Origin of the sequence: Mycobacterium sp. SMC-4 (assembly GCF_050205565.1) — a bacterium.
In the GTDB taxonomy this organism is placed as follows: domain Bacteria; phylum Actinomycetota; class Actinomycetes; order Mycobacteriales; family Mycobacteriaceae; genus Mycobacterium.
In genome coordinates, this window is record NZ_JBNMQU010000012.1 from 127,545 (window position 1) to 143,865 (window position 16,321).

Sequence of the window (16,321 nt, forward strand, 5' to 3'; positions counted from 1 at the left end):
CGGCCATGGGACCAGCCTGATGCCGCAATCCGGAGGTTCACCTGATGCCCAAGTTCCTACTGCGCGCTCTTGTCGCGACCGCTGTCGTCGCCTCTGGCGTCGCCTGCTCCTCCGGGGACTCCGACGACGGGCTGACGTTGCGCATCGGCGCCACCTCGGTCACCGGGACCCCGGCGGGTTCGCTGGGGTGGGGTGACCGCGAGGGCATCCTTCTCGAGAAGCTCAAGCCCGCCGGTGTCAACAAGATCGAGTACTCGTTCTTCCAGTCCGGCAGCGACGCCGTCTCGGCGCTGATCGCCGGAGCAGTCGATGTGGCTGCGGTGGGCGACAATCCGGCACTCAGTGCGCGTGGCCGCGACGCAGGCGTGGAGATCCTCGCGTTCGACCAGGTCAACCAGGACATTCAGATCGTCGGCGCCAAGGGCGGTCCCACCGACCTGCAGGGCCTGGTCGGTAAGAGCATCACCGCGCCGCAGGGCACGATCCGCGACCGCACCGCCCGGCAGTTGATCGCCGCGGCCGGACTGACCGGCAAGATCGAGGTCCGCAACGTACCCACCCCCGAGTCGATCGCCGGACTGAACTCCGGGCAGATCGACGCGACGGTGGTCAGCGGTTCCAGTGCCGCAGAACTCGCCGAGCGCGGCTTCCCGATCCTGGACAGCCTGTCGCGCCACGGATTCGGCGCCACCGGACTGAACATCTCGCTCAAGTCGTTCACCGAGAAGCACCCCGATTTCCGGGCCGCGTGGCAGGACGCGGTCACCTCGGTCAACCGCGACATCGGCGAGAACTTCCCCGCATTCCTGCAGTGGGTCGCCGAAACCGACGGCACCAAGCTCGAGCACGTTGAAAAGAGCTACAGCCCCAAGGAATTCAACACCGAACCGATTCCCGCGGTCGGTGTGGAGCAGCTGCAGGCCGCCTATGAGTTCCTGCTCGAGGACGGTCGGATCGAGAAGCCGTTCTCGGTCACCGAGTGGACTGCGCAGACGTCATGACCGCTGTCATCGCACCCGCCCCGGCGATCGCGGCCGGGCCGGCACTGATCGACCTGTCGACCACGCGTCGCTCGCGAAACAACGTGTGGGCCCGCGTCCCTCGCCCACTGCGCAGGCTCACCGCACCGTTGCTGATCCTGGCGACGTGGTGGATCGGTTCGGCCACTGCGCTTCTCAACCCGGACCTGTTCCCGTTGCCGACCCAGGTGGCCGCGACCGCGTGGCGTCTGCTGTCCGACGGTCAACTGCTCACCCACGTCGGCGCATCGGCGGGCCGGGTGCTCACCGGCACGGTGCTGGGCATCGTGATCGGCGTGGTGCTGGCCGTGTTGTCCGGGCTGACCCGCACCGGTGAAGACCTGCTCGACTGGACCATGCAGATCCTCAAGGCGGTACCGAATTTCGCGTTGACCCCGCTGCTGATCATCTGGATGGGGATCGGCGAGGGCCCGAAGATCGTTCTGATCACCACCGGTGTGGCGATCGCGATCTACATCAACACCTACTCCGGAATTCGCGGCGTGGACCGACAATTGGTCGAGATGGCACAGACAGTGGAAGCGCGCCGGTCGACACTGATCACCCAGGTGATCCTGCCCGGCGCCATGCCGAACTTCCTGGTCGGTCTGCGGCTCGGGTTGTCCAGCGCGTGGCTGAGCCTGATCTTCGCCGAGATGATCAACACGACCGAAGGCATCGGTTACCTGATGTCACGCGCACAGACCAACCTGCAGTTCGACGTCTCGCTGCTGGTCATCGTGCTCTACGCGGTGGCGGGGTTGCTGTCCTATGCGGTGGTGCGCCTACTGGAACGGCTGCTGCTGTCCTGGCGCAACGGCTTCGAGGGAGTCGCATGACGTCGGCGGCCAAGGTTGTCGACATCCGCGGGCTGACCCGGTCGTTCGGCGACCAGCAGGTGCTGCGCGGCCTGGACCTCGACATCGCCGACGGTGAGTTCGTCGCGATGCTGGGCCGTTCCGGCTCGGGTAAGAGCACGCTGCTGCGCGTGCTGGCCGGCCTCGACGAACAGGTCGACGGATCGGTGGTGGTACCGCGCTCACGCGCGGTGGTGTTCCAGAGTCCGCGACTCCTGCCGTGGCGCCGCGCGCTGGCCAACGTGATCTTCGCGCTGGCCGACGACGGCCTCGACCGTGCCGGTCGCACCGCGCGGGGGCGGGCGGCGCTCGCCGAGGTCGGACTGGAAGACAAGGCCGGGTCCTGGCCGTTGTCGCTGTCCGGCGGTGAGGCGCAACGCGTTTCGTTGGCACGCGCGCTGGTCCGAGAGCCGGACCTGATGCTGCTCGACGAGCCGTTCGGCGCGCTGGACGCGTTGACGCGCCTCAAGATGTACGGGCTGCTGCACGACCTGTGGGCGCGTCGCCGCATGGCGGTACTGCACGTCACCCATGACGTCGACGAAGCCATTCTTCTGGCCAACCGGGTCGTGGTTTTGTCGGAGGGCCGGATCTCGTTGCAGCGCAGCGTTGATCTGCCGTTCCCGCGCTCGCGCTCGGACCACGGTTTCGCCGAGTTGCGCCGGACTCTGCTCGCAGAACTCGGCGTGCGAGAGGAGGTGGGCCATGACCACACCGGATCTCCTCAGCCATGACGCCGATGTCCTGGTGCTCGGCGGCGGCCCCGCGGCGACGTGGGCGGCGATCTCGGCGGCCGAGAACGGCGCCCGAGTCGTCCTCGCCGACAAGGGCTATTGCGGCACCAGCGGGGCGACCGCGGCCGGCGGCACCAACCTGTGGTCGATCCCGCCGCACGGGTCGGCCCGGGAGCGCGCGGTCCGTGACGGCGAGGTCGCCGGCGGGCGGATCACCGATTACGAGTGGATGTTCCGGGTGCTCGAAACATCCTGGGAGAAGGTCGAACAACTCGCGCAGTGGGGTTACCCGTTTCCGACCGGTCCCGACGGCCGGCCCCTGCGGTCGAGCCTGCAGGGTCCCGAGTACATGCGCCGGATGCGGCGCAAGGCCCATCGCAGCGGCGTCGCGATCCTCGACCACCACCCCGCGCTGGAGTTGCTCACCGACGCCGACGGCGTGGTGTCCGGAGCCGGCGGCATCGCGCGCCAGAACGGCGGCCGGCCCTGGCAGGTCACGGCCGGCGCGGTCGTGCTGGCCACCGGCGGCACCGCGTTCCTGTCCGGCACATACGGCACCAACGTCAACACCGGCGACGGGCTGCTGTTCGGCGCGGAAGTGGGCGCGGACCTCTCCGGCATGGAGTTCGCCACCGCCTACGCCTTGGCCCCCGAATGGGGCGTGCACACCAAGGGCCGGATGCTGCAGTGGGGCAGCTTCTACGACGAACGCGGTGAGCCGATCACCGCGCCGGGCGGACGTACCGGGCGGCAGGCGGCGCACTGGGCGCTGGCGCACGGCGTCCGGGTGTTCGCCCGACTGGACCGCGTGCCCGCCGAAGCGCGCGCCTTGATGCGCCAGTCCCAGCCGAACTACTTCCTGCCGCTCGACAAGGCCGGCATCGATCCGTTCACCACCGCTTACCCGATCCGCATGGTCTACGAAGGCACCGTCCGCGGCACCGGCGGTCTTCGCGTGATCGACGCCCGCTGCGCGACAACGGTTCCCGGGCTCTACGCGGCCGGGGACGTGGCGACCCGGGAGCTGGTCGCCGGCGCGGTCAGCGGCGGCGGCAGCCGCAATGCGTCATGGGCCATCACGTCGGGCACCCTGGCCGGGCGCGGCGCCGCCGAGTTCGCGCGCCGCCTCGGTGAGCGCCCACCCGACCGCGCGACCGTCGGCACCGCCCGTCTCGGTGTGCGCGACGCCCGCGCCGCCGACGCGCCGACCGTCGACGACGTCGTCGCCCTGGTGCAGTCGCACATCCTGCCCGCGCAGCGCAGCTACCTGAAATCACCGGCGCGGCTGCAGGAGTCGGCGGCGGTGCTGGAATCGCTGTGGCGGGATCTGGCCGATGGCCTGGCCCCGGTGGCCGCCCGCGACCGCTACAAGACCCGCCAGGCCGTCGCGCTGGCGGCGGCCGCCCGGTGGATCACCGCGGCGTCGCTGGCCCGCGCGGAGACCCGCGGCCTGCATCGTCGGGAGGATCAACCCCGCGAGGACGAGCGGTTCACCCATCGACTGCTGGTCGGTGGGCTCGACACCGTCTGGACCGCGCCCGACCCGGTGGCGCCGCGACTGCTGCGCGACGAGCTCGCCGAGGCCAGCGCATGATCGAGATCGTCAGCGCGCAGGCATGCATCGCCTGCGACCTGTGCATCAAGGTCTGCCCGACCGATGTCTTCGAGCGCGGCCCCGACGGGGTGCCCGTCATCGCACGGCAGTCCGACTGCCAGACCTGCTTCATGTGCGAGGCGTACTGCCCGGTCGACGCGCTCTACGTCGCACCGTTGGCCGGGCCGGTGGGCGCGGGTAGCCCGCACGGCGACGAGACCGCCGTGGCCGCGGCCGGGCTACTGGGTGGCTATCGGGAGATGGTCGGGTGGGGACGTGGGCGCGTGCCCGGGTCCCGCCACGACGCGAACGCGCTGCTGCCTGCATTTCCGCCGCTGCCGGAGCCGCACCTGCCGGGACCGGTCGAGGTGGACGACGACACCTGGCGCCACACCCGGACCGGCTGACTCAGGTGGCGTCGGTGTCGAACGGCGCCGGCGCACCCGGCGCCGGCGGGGGCGCGGCCGGGGTGGGTCCCGGTCCCGACTGCGGCTTGGTCGGCGTGTCGAAGCGACCCGTCAGGAACGAGTCGTCACCGTCGAGCAGATGCTTGGTCAGCGCCGCGCGCGGCGTCATACCGCGCAGCTTCTGCAGCTCTGAGAGCGGTTCGCGCAGATCCTCGAACTCGGGTCCGAGATCCTGGCGCAGCTGATTGGTGGCACCGGTGACGTAGTCCCGCGCCTTGCGCACCGACTCGGCAGTCCATCGGATCGCGCCGGGCAACCGCTCGGGACCGAGGATGACCAGGCCCGCGATCACCAGGAGCAGCATCTCGCCCCAGCCGACGTTGGCGAACACGATTAGGTGCTGTCGTCGGGGTTGGGCGTCACGGTGAGCGTGACGCGCCGACCTTCCCGGACCACCTCGATGGGAGCCGGTTCACCGATCTTCAGTTGGCGGACGGCGACGACGAACTCGTCGGCGTCGGCGACCTCGCGATCCCCGACCTTGACGACGACGTCGTTCTCCAGGATTCCGGCACGTTCGGCGGGTCCGCCGGCCGCGACGTTGGCGATCTGCGCGCCGTTGGCGACGTCGTTGCTGACCGACCGCGCGGTCAGGCCCAGTGTCGGGTGCGCGATCTTGCCGCTCTGGATCAGCGTCTCGACGACCTGCTTGACCTCGTTGACCGGGATGGCGAAGCCGAGACCGCTGGCGCTGTCGGACAGCGACTTGCCCGCGGTGTTGATGCCGATGACCTCGGCGTTCATGTTGATCAGCGGACCGCCGGAGTTGCCGTGGTTGATCGAGGCGTCGGTCTGCACGCCGTCGATCACGGTGTCGGTGTCGGTGCCGTCTCCCGACAGCGGGATCGGACGGTGCAGCGCGCTGATGATGCCGTGGGTGACGGTGCTGCGCAGGCCCAGGGGCGCGCCCGCGGCGATGACTTCCTCGCCGACGCGCAGCTTCTCCGAATCACCCATCCGGGCGACCGTGAGGTTGTCGACGTTGTCGACCTTGAGCACCGCCAGGTCGGTCTTGGGGTCGCGGCCGACGAGGTTGGCCGGGACCTCTTTTCCGTCGTTGAACACCACGGCCATCTTGTACTTGCTCGGGTTGGTCGCGGCCTCGGAGATGACGTGGTTGTTGGTCACGACATAGCCGCGTCCGTCGATGACCACCCCGGAGCCCTGCGCGCCTTCGGCGTCGCTCTTGGCCTCGATCGTGACCACCGAATCAGCCACGGCCGCGGCGACTTTCGCGAAGTGCCCCTCGGGCCGCTCGCCGCTGTCGTTGGTCTCGAGCGTGACCTTGGACGTGGTGAACGCCTCGGTGACCTCGGCGGTCTTGCGACCCACCCAGCCACCGGTCAACCCGAGAACCAGTGCGACGATGCCGAGAACAGCCAGCGCCGTGTACGACACCCGACCGCCGAACAGCACGTCGCGCACCCCGAGCTTGCCGACCGGGGCGGACACGGTGGCCGGCGCGGACTGCGGTACCGCGGGCGACCCCAGCGCGACCGGCGCGCCCGGATTGCGCCACGGATCGTCGACGTCATCGCCGTCGGTGTCCTTCTCGGCTTCCAACGCACCCACGTCGGTCGGGTGCCGCTGCAGCGAGTCGCCGCCTTGGTACGGACGACCGAACGCCTCGGCCAACACCGGGTCGGGGGCCTGGTCTTTGGGGGTGTACTCGCCCTGGTCGCGGTGCTTGTCGGCGCCGAGGAACGACCCGCGCACACCGGGGGGCCTGCCGAACGCACGCTTGGACGCGCGGTCCACAGGGGGACGGGACACGGGGCGCGGTTCGAGACGTTCCCGACCGGTCTGGTCCAGATTGGTCACCCGTTAATCACCCTACTGTTCAGGGCGCCAGCAAGCGCCGACGCGCGTCGATGGTCGACCGCACCTACCCTACCGAGGCTTGCGGCGGTGGCGCTGCACGCCGTCACCGAGCTGTGACCGGTCGCCGGGCTCCGGCTCGGGTGGCAGATGGTGCGGGATCTCGGACAACAGACCCAGCAGCGAACTCGGCATCGCGATCGGGCACGAGTCCCGCAGCGCTTCGCGGGCCTGGCGTTGCGCGTCGACCTCCAGGGCGCACTCCGGGCACATCGAGAGGTGCTGCGCGGCCCGGAGGTGGGCGGTCATCCGTAGCTCGCCGTCGACATAGGCAGCGATGGCCTCGACGGACAGATGTTCGGTGGAGCCGAACTGGCGTGGACCCACCGGGTCCTCACTCTGAGAAGCGAACGGCGAGGGCAGCCAGGAGAAAGCGCGTCGGAACGCATGTCCACGCTCGAACAACACTGACTCCTTCCGCTCGGGCCTCTCGACGGACGTACTTCGAATGTAGCGCGACAGGCCTGTGCCAGCGCAGAAACGTCAGGCCGACCTGGAGGCGTCGATCTCGGGATGGCGCGCCAGGTAGTCGCGCAGCGCCTGGCGACCCCGGTGGATGCGGCTGCGGACAGTGCCCAGCTTCACTCCCAGGGTGGCGCCGATCTCCTCGTAGGACAGGCCCTCGATGTCGCACAGAACCACCGCGGCGCGGAACTCCGGCGGCAGCGAGTCGAGCGCGGCCTGCAGGTCCGGGGCGAGCCGGGAGTCGTGGTAGATCTGCTCCGGGTTCGGCTCGTCGGCAGGCACGCGCTCGTAGTCCTCGGGCAGCGCCTCCATGCGGATGCGGCCGCGACGACGGACCATGTCGAGGAAGAGGTTGGTGGTGATGCGGTGCAGCCACCCCTCGAAGGTTCCGGGCTGGTAGTTCTGCACCGACCGGAACACCCGGATGAAGGTCTCCTGGGTGAGGTCCTCGGCGTCGTGCTGGTTGCCGGACAGGCGATAGGCCAGGCGGTACACGCGGTCGGCGTGCTGGCGGACCAGCTCATCCCAGCTCGGCATCGTGGTTTTGTCGCCGGTGGCGTCGAAGACTGCCGTGCCGGTGGGCTCGTCGCTCGGCTCGACCCAGTCACTGCCGGTGAACTGTTCGAGGTGCGCCATGGTGACGGGCGCGGCGATGGTGGTGCCGGATTGCGTGGGATGTGTGGTGATCGGTTCCTCCTCCACGTCGAGTCGGGTGTCTTGCGGCTCCGCGGGACGACGCACGTCCTGACGGTCGGAACGCATGTCCTCGACAACACGGTCGAGCGCGGAGTTGTTCCCGGAACTCGGGGACTGGCGCCTCGGGCCGTTTGTCATGCGAACACCGTCTCCTGTCGGGTTGTGCCAGGCATATGAGCTAACTGAACTTTTCCTGAGAACCCCGCGTACCCCGTATTCCACCAGCGAAAACAGCGGTGATTCTGGCCACCGCGCACGGGCGTGTCGGGGTAGCTCGGGGGTTCGCCGACCTCTACGCTGCGGGCATGTCCAGCACCGACTTGCCACCGTCGTCGCGGCCGACGCCGGCCGAGGCCATCGTCGCGCACGCGGAGCACTCCATTTCCGAGGACGCGATCGTCGCGGCGGCCCGGGAACGCGCCGTCGACATCGGTGCGGGTGCGGTGACGCCGGCCGTCGGCGCACTGCTGTGTGTGCTGGCCAAGCTGACCTCCGCGCGGGCAGTGGTGGAGGTCGGCACCGGCGCCGGGGTCAGCGGGCTGTGGCTGCTGTCCGGGATGCGCGAGGACGGCGTGCTGACCACCATCGACGTCGAACCTGAGCATCAGCGCATCGCCAAGCAGGCCTACACCGAGGCGGGTGTGGGGCCGGGGCGCACGCGACTGATCAGCGGACGGGCGCAGGAGGTCCTGACGCGCCTGGCTGACGAGTCCTACGATCTGGTGTTCATCGACGGGGATCCGGTGGACCAGCCGCAGTTCGTCACCGAAGGCGTGCGGTTGCTGCGCCCGGGTGGGGCGATCGTGGTGCACCGCGCCGCGCTCGGTGGCCGCGCCGGTGATGCGTCGGCCAAGGACAACGAGGTCGCCGCGGTCCGCGAGGCAGCCCGGTTGATCGCCGAGGACGAGCGGCTGACGCCGGTGCTGATCCCGCTCGGCGACGGACTGCTCGCCGCCGCCCGCGACTGACCTTCTTCTCGCGAGCTCTCTCCCCTTCCGCCTTTCTTCCCGCGAGCAGACACCAAATCGCCCTTTTCCCCGCGAAATGCGGGGATTTTGCGTCTGCTCGCCGAAAAGTGTTGACCGCGGGCTGAACGCGCGTTTAGTGTGTTGAACATGCGTTCAGCGGACGACCTGACGACCACGGCGCGCATCCGCGACGCGGCGGTGGACCTGTTCGGCCGCGAGGGCTTCGGCGTCGGAGTCCGCGCGATCGCCGCCGCGGCCGGCGTGAGCCCCGGTTTGGTCATCCACCACTTCGGCTCCAAGGAAGGCCTGCGCACGGCGTGCGACGACTGGGTCGCCGAGACCATTCGCACGGGAAAGTCCGCCTCCATCACGTCGTCGGATCCGGCGACGTGGTTCGCACAGATGGCCGAGGTCGAGGGCTACGCACCGCTGATGGCTTACCTGATGCGAAGCCTGCAGTCCGGCGGCGAGCTCGCAAAAAGCCTGTGGCGCGCCATGATCGACAATGCCGAGCAGTACACCGAGGCCGGCGTGCGGGCGGGGACGCTCAAACCGAGCGCCGACCCGAAGGCCCGCGCGAAGTTCCTGACGCTCAGCGGTGGCGGCAGCTTCCTGCTCTATCTGCAGCTGCACGACAATCCGACCGACCTGCGAGCGGTCCTGCGCGACTACAGCGAGGACGTCATGCTGCCGGCGCTGGAGCTCTACACCAACGGCCTGATGGTCGATCCCACGATGTACGAAGCATTCTCGGCGCGGCGCGCACAGGGACTCCCCCTGACGTCGACGGAAGGAGAACACCATGAGTGACGGTCATGTGGTCGAGATCGAGAGCCTGCACAAATCATTCGGCCGCACACGCGCCCTCGACGGTCTGGATCTGACGGTCGCTCGAGGGGAGGTCTCGGGATTTCTCGGCCCGAACGGCGCCGGAAAATCGACCACCATCCGGGTGCTGCTCGGTCTGCTGCGCGCCGACTCGGGCAGAGTCCGGCTGCTCGACGGCGACCCGTGGCGCGACGCCGTGCGGCTGCACCGCCGAATCGCCTATGTGCCCGGCGATGTCACACTGTGGCCGAATTTGACCGGAATGCAGGTGATCGACTTCCTGGCCGGTCTGCGCGGCAGCGACACCGTCGATACCGCCCGACGCGACGAACTCATCGAGCGTTTCGAACTCGACCCGCACAAGAAGGCGCGCACCTACTCGAAAGGCAACCGGCAGAAGGTCGCGATCGTCGCGGCGTTCAGCACCCGCAGCGAACTGTTCATCCTCGACGAGCCCACTTCCGGTCTTGATCCGTTGATGGAGCAGGTGTTCGGGCAATGCGTGCGCGAGGTCGTCGATGCGGGCGCAGCGGTGCTGCTGTCGAGCCACATCCTCGCCGAGGTCGAAAAGCTCTGCGACAGCGTCACCATCGTGCGCGCCGGCAGGACGGTGCGGTCGGGCAGCCTCGCCGAGATGCGCCACCTCATGCGCACCACGGTCTCGGCCCGCACCCGCGAGCCGGCCGATCTGCGCAGCGCGCCCTACGCACACGACCTGCACGTCGAACAGGACCGCGTCCAATTCTCGGTGGACCGCGACGATCTCGATCGCGCCATGGCGGAGCTGACGCAGCACGGCTTGGAAGACCTGACGGTCATGCCGGCTTCGTTGGAGGACATGTTCCTGCACGAATACCAGGCAGCCGGCCGATGAGCACCGCCACGGTAGAGGCGTCGCCGCGGGCCGGCACCGGCGGCTTGGTGCGTCTGGCTTTTCGCCGCGACCGGCTCCGCCTGTCCCTGTGGGTCGTGGTGCTCGTCGCCTTGGTGGGCTACACCCCGGGTGCGTTGGAGCTGGCGTATCCCGAAGAGACGCAGCGTCTGGCGCGGGTCGATCTGCTCAAGACGCCGGCCGGGATGCTGCTCGGCGGGCCGATGTTCGGTGTCAACGAGACAGCGCTGGGCACCATGCTGGCCAACGAGTTGATGCTGACCTTGATCGTCGCCGCGTCGATCCTGGCGGTGATGACGGTGGTTCGCCACACGCGCGCAGGCGAGGAGGACGGCAGCGCCGAGCTGGTGCTGGCCTCGGTGGTCGGCCGCCATGCACGTACCGCCGCGGCGTTGACGGTGGTCGCGGTTGTCAACGCCGCCCTGGCCGTGCTGATGACGGCAGCGCTGGCCGCCAATGGCCTCGGCGTCGTCGACAGCGCGGGCATGAGTCTGGGCATCACCGCGGTCGCGATGCTGTTCGGGGCGGTGGCCGCGGTCACCTCGCAGCTGTGGCGCACTGCGCGCAGCGCCACCGGGGCCGCGTTGGCCGTCCTGGGCGTCGCGGTGCTGGTCCGCGGTGCCGGTGATGTGATCGAGTATTCCGGCAGTGCGCTGAGCTGGTGCTCCCCCATCGCGTGGGCACAGCAGATGCGCGCGTTCGTCGACCTGAGATGGTGGCCGCTGGCCGCGCTGATCGCGGTGACCGTGGGCATGATCGCGGCTGCGGCCGTACTGGAGAGGCGCCGCGAATACGACTCCGGCACAATCGCTTCCACCGGTGAGCGCCCCGGCGCGCGCCGCGTCGGCGGGGTGTTCGGGCTGCACGTGAGGCTGCAACAGGGCCAGACGGTCGGCTGGACGGTCGGGCTGTTCCTCGCCGGTCTGACCTTCGGGTCGATGACGCAGTCGCTGTTGGACGCCGCCGTCGACAACGAGTTGATCGCCCGGATGCTCGACGCCGACGGCACCGACGGCGTGTACACCGCGATGTCGCAGTTCCTCGCAGCTGCCGCGAGTGCCTACGTGGTGGCCGCGGTGTTGCGGGTATTCGCCGACGAGCGGTCCGGACTCGGGGAAGCCGTTCTGGCGCGGCCGGTTTCGCGGGTCTGGTGGCTGTCGTCTGCCGTGCTGTCGGCGGTCCTGGGCGCAGCGGTGCTGATGGTGTTCGCCGGGTTGGGCAACGGTGTCGGGGCGGCGGTGACGGTGGGCGGGGCCGACGAGATACTGCGGCTGACGGGGGCCGGCCTGGCGTTCGTGCCTGCGCTGGCGGTACTGGCCGCGGTGGCCGCGCTGGCGGTGGCGCTGCGCCAGACGTGGATCGGTTGGACGGCGGTGGCGTTCGTCGTCGCCTCGCTGTATCTCGGTGCGCTACTGCGTCTTCCGCAGTGGGTGATCGACCTGTCTCCGGTCGGCCGGATCACCGCGCCCCAGCAACTGCCGGTCGGCGCGATGGTCGTGATGAGCGTCGCGGCTGTGGTGCTGGCCCTGTCCGCGGCTGCGGTCTACCGGTCCCGGGACGCGGCCTAGATCTGCGCTCGGTGGGTATCCCGCCGGCATGCAGACATTCCTGCCGTGTCCTGGTTTCACCGACTCGGCGCGCGTGCTCGACGTCCGTCGACTCGGCAAACAGCGGGTGGAGACGATCCAGGTGTTGCGGGCGTTGACGGTGCCGGGCTACGGGTGGCGCCACCACCCGGCCGCGGCGATGTGGGCCGGCTACGAGGAGGCGCTGGTGCGCTACGGCCTGCAGGTCTGCCAGGTGTGGTGCGAGCAGGGCCGAGCGGACACCTGCGCGACGACGCTGGCCGCAGACCTGACCGCCGGCACCAGGCTCACCGTGATCCGCACCGAGGACGAGTTGGCCGCATGCGGCGAGTTGCCGCCGTGGCTGGGCGATCCGGCGTTCCATCGCAGCCATCAGGCCGCGTTGGTCCGCAAGGATCCCGACCACTACCGGCCGGTGTTCGGCGACGTGCCCGTCGATCTGCCCTATGTCTGGCCGGCGTCGGACCGGGCGCGTCGGGTCCCGCTGGGGTGACCGGTCAAACCCAGACGCCTTTGCCGACGGCCACCACGCCCCCGGCGCTGATCGAGAACCGCTCCCGGTCTTTGTCCAGATCCACCCCGACCATTTCGCCCGGGCCGACGACGACGTTCTTGTCCAGGATCGCGTGGCGCACCACCGCTCCCCGACCGATGCGCACGCCGGGCATCAGCACGCTGCCCTCGACGATGGCGCCTTCGTCGATCGAGACGTTCGACGACAGCACCGAGTTGCGCACCGAGGCCGCGGAGATGATGCTGCCCGCGCCGACGACCGACTCCTGGGCCGAGCCGCCGTTGACGAACTTGGCCGGCGCCAGGTTCTCCGAGCTGCCGCGGATCGGCCAGCGCTTGTTGTACAGGTTGAAGATCGGGTGTACCGACACCAGATCCATGTGCGCGTCGTAGAACGCGTCCAGTGTCCCGACGTCGCGCCAGTAGCCGTGGTCGCGCTCGGTGGCGCCGGGCACCTCGTTGTTGCTGAAGTCGTAGACGGCAGCCATCCCGTCGGCGACCAGCCGCGGAATGATGTCGCCGCCCATGTCGTGGTCGGAGTCGTCGTCCTCGGCATCGGCCCGGATCGCGTCGATCAGCACCTTGGTGGTGAAGATGTAGTTCCCCATCGACACGAACGTCTGCTCGGGGTCGTCCGGGGTCCCCGGTGGGTCGGCGGGCTTCTCGATGAACGACCGGATGCGGCCGGAGTCGTCGGCGTCGATGCACCCGAATGCGGTGGCTTCCGCGCGGGGCACCCGGATACCGGCCACCGTGGCGCCCGCACCGCTTTCGATGTGCTGCGCGACCATCTGCTCGGGATCCATGCGGTACACGTGGTCGGCACCGAAGATCACGATGTAGTCCGGATCCTCGTCATAGATCAGGTTCATCGACTGGTAGATGGCGTCGGCCGATCCGGTGTACCAGCGCGGGCCGAGCCGCTGCTGCGCGGGCACCGGCGTGATGTACTCGCCGGCAAGCCCGGATAACCGCCAGTTCTGCGAGATGTGCCGGTCCAGCGAATGCGACTTGTATTGCGTCAGTACGCAGATTCGCAGATATCGCGCGTTGACCAGATTCGAGAGCACGAAGTCGATCAGCCGGTAGGCGCCCCCGAAGGGCACGGCGGGCTTGGCGCGGTCGGCGGTCAGCGGATACAGCCGCTTGCCCTCGCCTCCGGCGAGGACGATGCCAAGCACGTGTGGCGCTTCCCTCATGTTGCCAACCTATCCGCACGCCGGGATGGCGGCCAACCATTCGGTGGCGTAACCCGCGTGTTGGAGTATTGACGGGCGCGTCGGACACGCGCCGGTGGGCGGGCCGGACCGGTCGACGGCTTGGGTTTGTCCGTCAAGGCAATTGAGACTTCGCAGCCGGTACCGAAGTTGGATACGGTCTGGGGCATGCGGGTGGCGATGATGACTCGGGAGTATCCACCCGAGGTGTACGGCGGGGCGGGCGTGCACGTGACCGAGCTCGTCGCCCAGTTGCGGCACCTGTGTGAGGTCGACGTGCACTGCATGGGCGCACCGCGCCCCGGGGTGACGGTGGCGGCTCCGGATCCGGCCCTGCAGGGCGCCAACCCGGCGCTGGCGATGTTGTCGGCGGATCTGAACATGGTCAATGCCGCCTCGGCGGCCACCGTGGTGCACTCGCACACCTGGTACACCGGGCTGGCCGGTCACCTGTCGGCGTTGCTCTACGACGTCCCCCACGTGCTCACCGCACACTCGCTGGAGCCCATGCGGCCGTGGAAGGCCGAGCAGCTCGGCGGCGGCTACCGCGTCTCTTCTTGGGTGGAGCGCACCGCCGTGGAGGCGGCGGCAGCTGTGATCGCCGTCAGCTCCGGCATGCGATCCGACGTGCTGGCCACCTATCCTGCGCTGGACCCCGACCGGGTCCACGTGGTGCGCAACGGGATCGACACCGACGTGTGGTACCCGGCCGAACCCGACGGCGACGCCTCGGTGCTGGCCAGGCTCGGGGTGGACCCGACCCGGCCGGTCGTCGCGTTCGTGGGTCGCATCACCCGCCAGAAGGGCGTCGCGCATCTGGTGGCCGCGGCCCACCATTTCGCTCCCGAGGTGCAGTTGGTGCTGTGCGCCGGGGCACCCGACACTCCCGAGATCGCCGAAGAGGTGGCTTCGGCGGTACAGCGACTCTCCGCGGCCCGGTCCGGTGTGTTCTGGGTGCGCGAGATGCTGCCGACCCACGACATTCGCGAAATCCTGTCAGCGGCAACAGTATTCGTGTGCCCCTCGGTGTACGAACCGCTGGGCATCGTCAACCTGGAAGCGATGGCATGCGCGACCGCGGTGGTGGCCTCCGACGTCGGCGGGATCCCGGAGGTGGTCGACGACCAGCACACCGGGCTGCTCGTGCACTACGCCGCCGAAGACCCGACGTCGTTCGAACGGGATCTCGCCGCAGCGGTCAACACCCTGGTCGGTGATCCGGATCGAGCACGCGGCTACGGACAGGCCGGACGGCAGCGGTGCATCGACGAGTTCTCCTGGGCGCAGATCGCTGCGGAGACCCTGCAGATCTACCGCCGGGTCACCACGTAGCGACGTCGCGTCAGCTGGTGACGTTCTTGAGTTCGTCGCCCAGTGCGGATGCCTCGTCCGGTGTCAGTTCGACGACGAGCCGGCCACCGCCTTCCAGCGGTACCCGCATCACGATGCCGCGCCCCTCCTTGGTCGCTTCCAGTGGACCGTCTCCGGTCCGGGGCTTCATCGCCGCCATCGAGTGCTCCCTCCACAGTGGACGTGCCCGTCAGGGCCCGGTATGTCCGCGAGCCGTGCAACTGCCCACATGGGAGCGCCGACAGCACCCGGCTCTGAACTGCTACAGAATTCCATTGTTCCCTATCCCGGGCACCTCGTGTGCAAAGACCCGGCGATAACGGTCAGGCCGCACCACGCGGCACCCAACAGTTGGCCACGTGGTCGTCGACCATGCCGGTCGCCTGCATCAGCGCGTACGCCGTCGTCGGCCCCACGAACCGGAAGCCGCGGCGCTTGAGTTCCTTGGCCATCGCCGTGGATTCCGGGGTCACCGCGGCCACCCGTGACAGGTCGACCGGCCGCGGCCGGGTGGCCGCATCCGGCGGCGCGAACGACCAGAGCAACTCGCCGAGGTCGATGCCCTGATCGGCCAGCTCGGCGGTGGCCCGGGCGTTGGAGATGGTGGCTTCGATCTTGGCGCGGTTGCGCACGATTCCGGGGTCGGCCAGCAACCGTTCGACGTCTTTGTCGGTGTAGCGGGCGACGCGTTCGACGTCGAACCCATCGAACGCGGTGCGAAAGTTCGGCCGCTTGCGCAGGATGATCAGCCACGACAAGCCGCTCTGGAACGCCTCCAGGCTGATCCGCTCGAACAGTGCGGCAGAGTCCCGCAGCGGACGACCCCACTCGTTGTCGTGGTAGTCGCGGTAGAGCACGAAATCCTCTGCAGACAGCCGGGATTGGTCGATCCAGCCGCAGCGGATGCGACGGTCTTCGACGGTGCCGGTCACTGCTCGGCCCGCTGGTGGGAGTCGTTGCGCGCGGCGGCCAACTCCGCACGCAGCGTGTCGATCTCCCGGCCCAGCCGGTCGAGCACCCAGTCGACTTCACTGGCCTTGTATCCGCGCAGCGTCTGGGTGAACTTCAGCGCGTCGATGTCGGCGCCGGTCACGTCGGTAACCGGCAGCACCGTCGCCGTGGTCCCCTGCGGCAGCGGGGGCAGCGACTCGCCGCGGCCGAACAGCACGCTGCCGATCGCGAACAACACGATGCCGACGAGCACCAGCACGACGAGGTAGAGCAGGACGAGCGTCACCCTTCGATATTGCCTGACCG

General features: G+C 69.1%; 19 protein-coding genes. 11 read left to right on the plus strand and 8 right to left on the minus strand.

Going from position 1 to position 16,321, the window contains the following annotated elements; translation table 11 throughout:
* Window positions 1-44: 44 nt before the first annotated feature.
* The 5 genes from ACQI46_RS20640 to ACQI46_RS20660 are packed head-to-tail and all read left to right on the plus strand — an operon-like array spanning window position 45 to window position 4,611.
* Complete coding sequence (locus ACQI46_RS20640; RefSeq protein ID WP_427095903.1) at window positions 45-1,001, plus strand: ABC transporter substrate-binding protein; 957 nt, start codon at window positions 45-47, stop codon at window positions 999-1,001.
* The gene (locus ACQI46_RS20645; protein WP_427095904.1) at window positions 998-1,858 is read left to right on the plus strand and encodes an ABC transporter permease; all 861 of its coding nucleotides are present in this window, start codon (window positions 998-1,000) and stop codon (window positions 1,856-1,858) included. The genes ACQI46_RS20640 and ACQI46_RS20645 overlap by 4 nt, the downstream gene beginning before the upstream one ends.
* On the plus strand, window positions 1,855-2,610 hold the full coding sequence (locus tag ACQI46_RS20650; protein ID WP_427095905.1) for an ABC transporter ATP-binding protein: 756 nt from the start codon (window positions 1,855-1,857) through the stop codon (window positions 2,608-2,610). Before ACQI46_RS20645 ends, ACQI46_RS20650 begins: the two co-directional genes overlap by 4 nt.
* Window positions 2,582-4,204: an FAD-binding protein gene (locus ACQI46_RS20655; RefSeq protein WP_427095906.1), complete on the plus strand. Its 1,623-nt coding sequence runs from the start codon at window positions 2,582-2,584 to the stop codon at window positions 4,202-4,204. The genes ACQI46_RS20650 and ACQI46_RS20655 overlap by 29 nt, the downstream gene beginning before the upstream one ends.
* On the plus strand, window positions 4,201-4,611 hold the full coding sequence (locus ACQI46_RS20660; RefSeq protein ID WP_427095907.1) for a 4Fe-4S binding protein: 411 nt from the start codon (window positions 4,201-4,203) through the stop codon (window positions 4,609-4,611). The genes ACQI46_RS20655 and ACQI46_RS20660 overlap by 4 nt, the downstream gene beginning before the upstream one ends.
* Window position 4,612: 1 nt before the next feature.
* Here the strand turns inward: ACQI46_RS20660 and tatB are convergent, their stop codons facing one another.
* The 4 genes from tatB to sigE form a co-directional block, all read right to left on the minus strand.
* On the minus strand, window positions 4,613-5,002 hold the full coding sequence (gene tatB, locus ACQI46_RS20665; RefSeq protein ID WP_427095908.1) for a Sec-independent protein translocase protein TatB: 390 nt from the start codon (window positions 5,000-5,002) through the stop codon (window positions 4,613-4,615).
* A 2-nt stretch (window positions 5,003-5,004) separates the two neighbouring features.
* Window positions 5,005-6,492 (minus strand): serine protease HtrA, encoded by a 1,488-nt coding sequence (gene htrA, locus ACQI46_RS20670; RefSeq protein WP_427095909.1) that lies wholly within the window; start codon window positions 6,490-6,492, stop codon window positions 5,005-5,007.
* Window positions 6,493-6,561: 69 nt separating this feature from the next.
* Entirely contained in the window at window positions 6,562-6,954 is a 393-nt protein-coding gene (rseA, locus tag ACQI46_RS20675; RefSeq protein WP_427095910.1) for an anti-sigma E factor RseA, read from the minus strand.
* 78 nt (window positions 6,955-7,032) lie between these two features.
* Window positions 7,033-7,848 (minus strand): RNA polymerase sigma factor SigE, encoded by an 816-nt coding sequence (gene sigE / locus ACQI46_RS20680; RefSeq protein ID WP_427095911.1) that lies wholly within the window; start codon window positions 7,846-7,848, stop codon window positions 7,033-7,035.
* 167 nt (window positions 7,849-8,015) lie between these two features.
* On the opposite strand from sigE, the gene ACQI46_RS20685 reads away from it, so the two are divergent.
* The 5 genes from ACQI46_RS20685 (at window position 8,016) to ACQI46_RS20705 (ending at window position 12,477) form a co-directional block, all read left to right on the plus strand.
* Window positions 8,016-8,678 (plus strand): O-methyltransferase, encoded by a 663-nt coding sequence (locus tag ACQI46_RS20685; RefSeq protein WP_427095912.1) that lies wholly within the window; start codon window positions 8,016-8,018, stop codon window positions 8,676-8,678.
* 147 nt (window positions 8,679-8,825) lie between these two features.
* Window positions 8,826-9,488 (plus strand): TetR family transcriptional regulator, encoded by a 663-nt coding sequence (locus ACQI46_RS20690; protein WP_427095913.1) that lies wholly within the window; start codon window positions 8,826-8,828, stop codon window positions 9,486-9,488.
* Window positions 9,481-10,380: an ATP-binding cassette domain-containing protein gene (locus ACQI46_RS20695; RefSeq protein ID WP_427095914.1), complete on the plus strand. Its 900-nt coding sequence runs from the start codon at window positions 9,481-9,483 to the stop codon at window positions 10,378-10,380. The genes ACQI46_RS20690 and ACQI46_RS20695 overlap by 8 nt, the downstream gene beginning before the upstream one ends.
* Entirely contained in the window at window positions 10,377-11,966 is a 1,590-nt protein-coding gene (locus tag ACQI46_RS20700; protein WP_427095915.1) for an ABC transporter permease, read from the plus strand. Before ACQI46_RS20695 ends, ACQI46_RS20700 begins: the two co-directional genes overlap by 4 nt.
* Before the next feature lie 28 nt (window positions 11,967-11,994).
* The gene (locus tag ACQI46_RS20705; protein WP_427095916.1) at window positions 11,995-12,477 is read left to right on the plus strand and encodes an MSMEG_6728 family protein; all 483 of its coding nucleotides are present in this window, start codon (window positions 11,995-11,997) and stop codon (window positions 12,475-12,477) included.
* A 4-nt stretch (window positions 12,478-12,481) separates the two neighbouring features.
* Here ACQI46_RS20705 and glgC read toward each other — a convergent pair whose 3' ends face one another.
* A complete protein-coding gene (gene glgC / locus ACQI46_RS20710) occupies window positions 12,482-13,696 on the minus strand; it encodes a glucose-1-phosphate adenylyltransferase (RefSeq protein ID WP_427095917.1) in 1,215 nt (404 codons plus the stop codon).
* A 186-nt stretch (window positions 13,697-13,882) separates the two neighbouring features.
* Between glgC and glgA the strand changes: the two genes are divergently transcribed.
* Window positions 13,883-15,046: a glycogen synthase gene (gene glgA, locus ACQI46_RS20715; RefSeq protein ID WP_427095918.1), complete on the plus strand. Its 1,164-nt coding sequence runs from the start codon at window positions 13,883-13,885 to the stop codon at window positions 15,044-15,046.
* Window positions 15,047-15,056: 10 nt separating this feature from the next.
* Here glgA and ACQI46_RS20720 read toward each other — a convergent pair whose 3' ends face one another.
* The 3 genes from ACQI46_RS20720 to ACQI46_RS20730 all read right to left on the minus strand — a co-directional run bounded on the left by ACQI46_RS20720 (window position 15,057) and on the right by ACQI46_RS20730 (window position 16,301).
* Window positions 15,057-15,224 carry a DUF3117 domain-containing protein gene (locus ACQI46_RS20720; RefSeq protein WP_066829768.1) on the minus strand — a complete coding sequence of 56 codons (168 nt, stop codon included), beginning with the start codon at window positions 15,222-15,224 and terminating at the stop codon, window positions 15,057-15,059.
* Between the two features lie 163 nt (window positions 15,225-15,387).
* Window positions 15,388-15,996 (minus strand): DNA-3-methyladenine glycosylase I, encoded by a 609-nt coding sequence (locus tag ACQI46_RS20725; RefSeq protein WP_427095919.1) that lies wholly within the window; start codon window positions 15,994-15,996, stop codon window positions 15,388-15,390.
* The gene (locus tag ACQI46_RS20730) at window positions 15,993-16,301 is read right to left on the minus strand and encodes a DivIVA domain-containing protein (protein ID WP_427095920.1); all 309 of its coding nucleotides are present in this window, start codon (window positions 16,299-16,301) and stop codon (window positions 15,993-15,995) included. The genes ACQI46_RS20725 and ACQI46_RS20730 overlap by 4 nt, the downstream gene beginning before the upstream one ends.
* Window positions 16,302-16,321: the final 20 nt, after the last annotated feature.